Consider the following 1,357-nt stretch of genomic DNA (forward strand, 5'->3'; position numbering starts at 1 on the left):
TTTTCCACTTTATTCATAGGGATGAGATCATTATTCTTTTTTTGAAAAGCGATTCCCGGCCCCATCACGATTTTTTCCTGATCATCCTCTTTTATTAAAGCCGCATTGTTGTTTAATACTTTATAGATTTTCAAGAGGTTATCTCTCCCGCCAATTTGCTTTTGACTGGGATTTTACCTCCTTTTGACCGCCATGTAAAGATGCGGGCCCGCTCTCTCCTGCTTTGGCGATTCCTTGAAGGCTTGCAAACATCTTCTTTTATAAAGCGCGGCGGCTTTCGCTTTCTGCTTTTCTTCCTCATTCACAGCCATCCGCCATTCATAAAACGAAACAAGTCCCGCGGCCTGCACTGCCGCCTTTCTTTGGTATGTACGCTGAGCCGAATAGACCGCGGCAGACGCAGTTTTTCTGTCCGGCGTCACCCAGTTCATCAAAAAGACCATCCACACCCGTAAAGATACAAGCAAACGTTTCATAGAAAAACATCCCTCCGCTTCTTTTTGGCAGGCAGCCTTTTTAGCAGCCCGTTTTCTCAGCCGCAGCCCGCAAGAAAAGACGGCCGATTTCTTTTCTCGCAAACTAGCGGCTCTAGCAAAACTCATGACTCTATGATAGACCGTGGAAAGAGAATTCTTTGTCACAATATGAGTGAAAAAACCAACTAGTTTTTAGAAGTTTTGTTGAAAGCTGAAAGAATTGAAATGAAAATTGGAGAACCGCTTTGAAAACTTTATACACAAGTTATCCCAAAGATAAGAACAACTTAATCACAAGAGATATCCACATGTCCACAAACTCTATCTATATTTTGTATACGAACGTATATTCCCAACTATATATATACACAGGTTTATTCACTTATACACAGGGTTCTATGTATAACTCCTTCGTTATACACAAACAAAATCCAATAAATGGTCCAAATGACACAAGGATTTTTTTGAATTTTCAAGAAATATATACTAGATCTTTCACATTTTTTCTAAATACAAAGGGGGAAACACATTGAAAAAGGGGATCATTCGCTTTCTGCTTGTAAGTTTCGTCGTATTTTTTGCGTTATCCACAGGTATTACGGGCGTCCAGGCAGCTCCGGCTTCTTCAAAAACGTCGGCTGATCTGGAAAAAGCCGAGGTATTCGGTGATATCGATATGACGACAAGCAAAAAAACAACCGTTATAGTGGAATTAAAAGAAAAATCCTTGGCAGAAGCGAAGGAAGCGGGAGAAAGCCAATCGAAAAGCAAGCTGAAAACCGCTCGCACCAAAGCAAAAAATAAAGCAATCAAAGCGGTGAAAAACGGAAAAGTAAAGCGGGAATATGAGCAGGTATTCTCAGGCTTCTCTATGAAGCTTC

At 40.9% G+C, this 1,357-nt stretch carries 3 protein-coding genes; 1 reads left to right on the forward strand and 2 read right to left on the reverse strand.

Going from position 1 to position 1,357, the window contains the following annotated elements; genetic code table 11:
* Both ACWHAR_RS21510 and ACWHAR_RS21515 read right to left on the reverse strand, forming a co-directional pair.
* Positions 1 to 134: CAT RNA binding domain-containing protein (locus ACWHAR_RS21510; RefSeq protein WP_452087773.1), on the reverse strand; the 134-nt coding region annotated here is incomplete at its 3' end.
* 39 nt (positions 135 to 173) lie between these two features.
* On the reverse strand, positions 174 to 476 hold the full coding sequence (locus ACWHAR_RS21515) for a hypothetical protein (RefSeq protein WP_452087771.1): 303 nt from the start codon (positions 474 to 476) through the stop codon (positions 174 to 176).
* Positions 477 to 1,005: 529 nt separating this feature from the next.
* Between ACWHAR_RS21515 and ACWHAR_RS21520 the strand changes: the two genes are divergently transcribed.
* Positions 1,006 to 1,357 (forward strand): protease inhibitor I9 family protein (locus ACWHAR_RS21520; protein ID WP_452087772.1); only part of this gene is annotated, 352 nt, incomplete at its 3' end.

It is taken from the genome of Bacillus sp. LR--39, assembly GCF_053613335.1.

Coding starts and splice junctions, on each gene's coding strand:
- ACWHAR_RS21515 (WP_452087771.1), bottom strand. CDS start 476: ATGAAACGTTTGCTTGTATCTTTACGGGTGTGGATGGTCTTTTTGATG.